The following is a 3,568-nucleotide window of genomic DNA, read 5'->3' on the forward strand; positions in this document are numbered from 1 at the left end:
AGGGCATAAGGACACCGAAGCTAACTTATCAGTGGCCTGAAAACGGGGAGCAGGTCAGCGAGTTACCGATTTGGCGGCGTGGGCCATAAACGACAACGCCGCCCCGACGGGCGGCGTTGGGAGTTCTATGGCGGTGGTTGCGGGGACAGGATTTGAACCTGTGACCTTCAGGTTATGAGCCTGACGAGCTACCGGGCTGCTCCACCCCGCGCCAAGGTGGTGACGCCGTGCGGGCGGGCACGGCGTAGGGCATGTGAATGGGTTCTATGTGTTCGCGAGCACCGGCTGCAATGCCTGGCGACGTCCTACTCTTCCACTGCTTGAGCAGTAGTACCATTGGCGCTGTCGGGTTTCACGGCCGAGTTCGAGATGGGATCGGGTGGGTCACCGACGCTATGGCCACCAAGCAATGAAGCCGGTGATCTCGCGAAGGTGCTGAGCTGCTCGGGCACACGCTTGAGGCGTGTGCACGGACAGGTCAGCGGGTTCAAATCGATGCACTTTTACGTTGTCTGGCTGGATATCATCCACGTGCCGTCACGCGTCAGCCTAGGGATCCCGTCAAAGTAGCACTTTGATGGGCCCGTTCCAGGGCTGTCGGTGATGGTGTGGGACTCTCAAGCGCGAATAGGACAATTAGTACCGGTTAGCTCCATGCGTCACCGCACTTCCACATCCGGTCTATCAAGGTCGTGGTCTTCGACCGTCCTATGAAATCTTATCTCGAGGGAGGCTTCCCGCTTAGATGCTTTCAGCGGTTATCCCGTCCGTACATAGCTACCCTGCTGCGCCGTTGGCACGACGACAGGTACACCAGAGGTACGTTCAACCCGGTCCTCTCGTACTAGGGTCAACTCCTCTCAAATTTCGACGCCCACGGCAGATAGGGACCAAACTGTCTCGCGACGTTCTGAACCCAGCTCACGTACCACTTTAATTGGCGAACAGCCAAACCCTTGGGACCTGCTCCAGCCCCAGGATGTGATGAGCCGACATCGAGGTGCCAAACAACCCCGTCGATATGAGCTCTTGGGGGTTATCAGCCTGTTATCCCCGGCGTACCTTTTATCCGTTGAGCGATGGCCCTTCCACGAGGGACCACCGGATCACTATGACCGACTTTCGTCTCTGCTCGACTTGTCAGTCTCGCAGTCAGGCTGGCTTATGCCATTGCACTCTAACAGCCGGTTTCCAACCGGCCTGAGCCAACCTTCGCGCGCCTCCGTTACTCTTTAGGAGGCGACCGCCCCAGTCAAACTACCCGCCACAGAGGGTCCCTGTTCCGGTTTCACGGAACGAGGTTAGACAGTAAACAACAACAGGGTGGTATTTCACCTATGGCTCCACATCAGCTGGCGCCAATGCTTCAAAGCCTCCCACCTATGCTACACAGTTCTTGTCCACTGCCACTCTGAAGCTGCAGTAAAGGTGCACGGGGTCTTTCCGTCTAACCGCGGGTACTCCGCATCTTCACGGAGAATTCAATTTCGCTGAGCATGTCCTGGAGACAGTGGGGAAGTCGTTACGCCATTCGTGCAGGTCGGAACTTACCCGACAAGGAATTTCGCTACCTTAGGACCGTTATAGTTACGGCCGCCGTTTACCTGGGCTTCATTTCAGAGCTTGCACTCCTCCACTTAACCTTCAGGCACCGGGCAGGCGTCAGGCCCTATACGTCGTCTTGAAGCCGACTTAGCAGAGCCCTGTGTTTTTGCTAAACAGTCGCTACCCCCTGGCCTGTGCCCCCTCAAAATGCTTGCGCATAGTGAGGGCCTCCTTCTTCCGAAGGTACGGAGGCAATTTGCCGAGTTCCTTCAGGACACTTCTCTCAAGCGCCTTGGTATACTCTACCTGACCACCTGTGTCGGTTTCGGGTACGGTCTATACGGTGGGGCTATTTCCTGGAACCTCTTCGAAGCACGTCCAATCCGATAAGGACGTACAACACACAAGATCCGTCACACACCACCAGGCCCACGAATATTAACGTGGTTCCCATCGACTACCCCCTTCGGGCTCGTCTTAGGGGCCGGCTCACCCTGCGCGGATTAGCCTTGCGCAGGAACCCTTGGTCTTTCGGCGAGAGGGCATCTCACCCTCTTTATCGCTACTCATGTCTGCATTCGCACTTCCGATACCTCCACGACCCATTACCAGATCGCTTCACAGGCTTACGGAACGCTCCGCTACCGCGTACGCTATAAAGCGCACACCCTAAGCTTCGGTGCGTGTCTTGAGCCCCGTTACATCTTCGCCGCAGGAACCCTTGTTTAGACCAGTGAGCTGTTACGCTTTCTTTAAAGGATGGCTGCTTCTAAGCCAACCTCCTGGTTGTTTTGGGATTCCCACATGCTTTCCCACTTAGACACGACTTGGGGACCTTAGCTGTAGGTCAGGGCTGTTTCCCTTTTGACGACGGACCTTAGCACCCGCCGTCTGTCTCCCGAGCTGTACTCGTAGGTATTCGGAGTTTGGTTAGGTTTGGTACCACTCGCGCAGCCCTAGCCCATCCAGTGCTCTACCCCCTACGGTAATCACTCGAGGCACTACCTCAATAGTTTTCGCGGAGAACCAGCTATTTCCCGGCTTGATTGGCCTTTCACCCCTAAACACAACTCATCCGGTAACTTTTCAACGTTAATCGGTTCGGACCTCCAGTGGGTGTTACCCCACCTTCATCCTGGTCATGCCTAGATCGCCGGGTTTCGGGTCTAATACATCAAACTCTGTCGCCCTATTCAGACTCGCTTTCGCTGCGCCTACACCTATCGGCTTAAGCTTGCTTGATACATTAAGTCACAGACCCATTATGCAAGAGGTACGCTGTCAGGCCCTAAAGACCCTCCAACTGCTTGTAGGCAATCCGTTTCAGGTACTGTTTCACTCCCCTCATCGGGGTGCTTTTCACCTTTCCCTCACGGTACTAGTTCGCTATCGGTCATGTACGAGTATTTAGGCTTGGAGGGTGGTCCCCCCATGTTCAGACAGGATTTCACGTGTCCCGCCCTACTCGAGTCCTCTTGTCTCACTGTCGCATACGGGGCTGTCACCCGCTACGGCCGAACTTTCCAGATCGTTCTGCTAGTTGAACAAGAGGCACTGGCCTGGTCCGCGTTCGCTCGCCACTACTAACGGAATCTCGGTTGATGTCTTTTCCTCCAGGTACTGAGATGTTTCAGTTCCCCGGGTTCGCTTCTCGAAACCTATGTATTCAGTCTCGAGATACTCACTCCTCATTACCAAGCACCACGCCGCCAGCCGACACGCTATGCAAGCGTGCCGCCAAGCGGCTCAGCTCTTGATAATCAGGATGAGTGGGTTTCCCCATTCGGAAATCTGCGGGTCAAAGGTTGCTCACACCTCACCACAGCTTATCGCAGCGTGCCACGTCCTTCATCGCCTGTACATGCCAAGGCATCCACGAATTGCCCTTACCTCACGCTTGAGAGTCCACACCACCAACGACAACACTGGATCGCTCCTCATCGAGGAGGCGACACGAAACTCGGCAGAGCAGTGTAGCGTGGCTTTACCAGGCATCCCGAAGGATACCCTCTTGGTATGGATG

The 3,568-nt window shown here is 55.5% G+C and carries 1 tRNA gene and 2 rRNA genes; all 3 read right to left on the reverse strand.

Annotation, left to right across the window (positions count from 1 at the left end):
* Positions 1–134: 134 nt before the first annotated feature.
* The 3 genes from GGQ80_RS18200 to GGQ80_RS18210 all read right to left on the reverse strand — a co-directional run bounded on the left by GGQ80_RS18200 (position 135) and on the right by GGQ80_RS18210 (position 3,445).
* Positions 135–211 (reverse strand) — tRNA-Met (locus tag GGQ80_RS18200).
* A gap of 81 nt (positions 212–292) precedes the next feature.
* A 5S ribosomal RNA gene (rrf, locus tag GGQ80_RS18205) occupies positions 293–407 on the reverse strand.
* Between the two features lie 209 nt (positions 408–616).
* Positions 617–3,445, reverse strand: a 23S ribosomal RNA gene (locus GGQ80_RS18210).
* Positions 3,446–3,568: the final 123 nt, after the last annotated feature.

It is taken from the genome of Sphingomonas jinjuensis, from assembly GCF_014197105.1.
Taxonomy (GTDB): Bacteria; Pseudomonadota; Alphaproteobacteria; order Sphingomonadales; family Sphingomonadaceae; genus Sphingomonas; species Sphingomonas jinjuensis.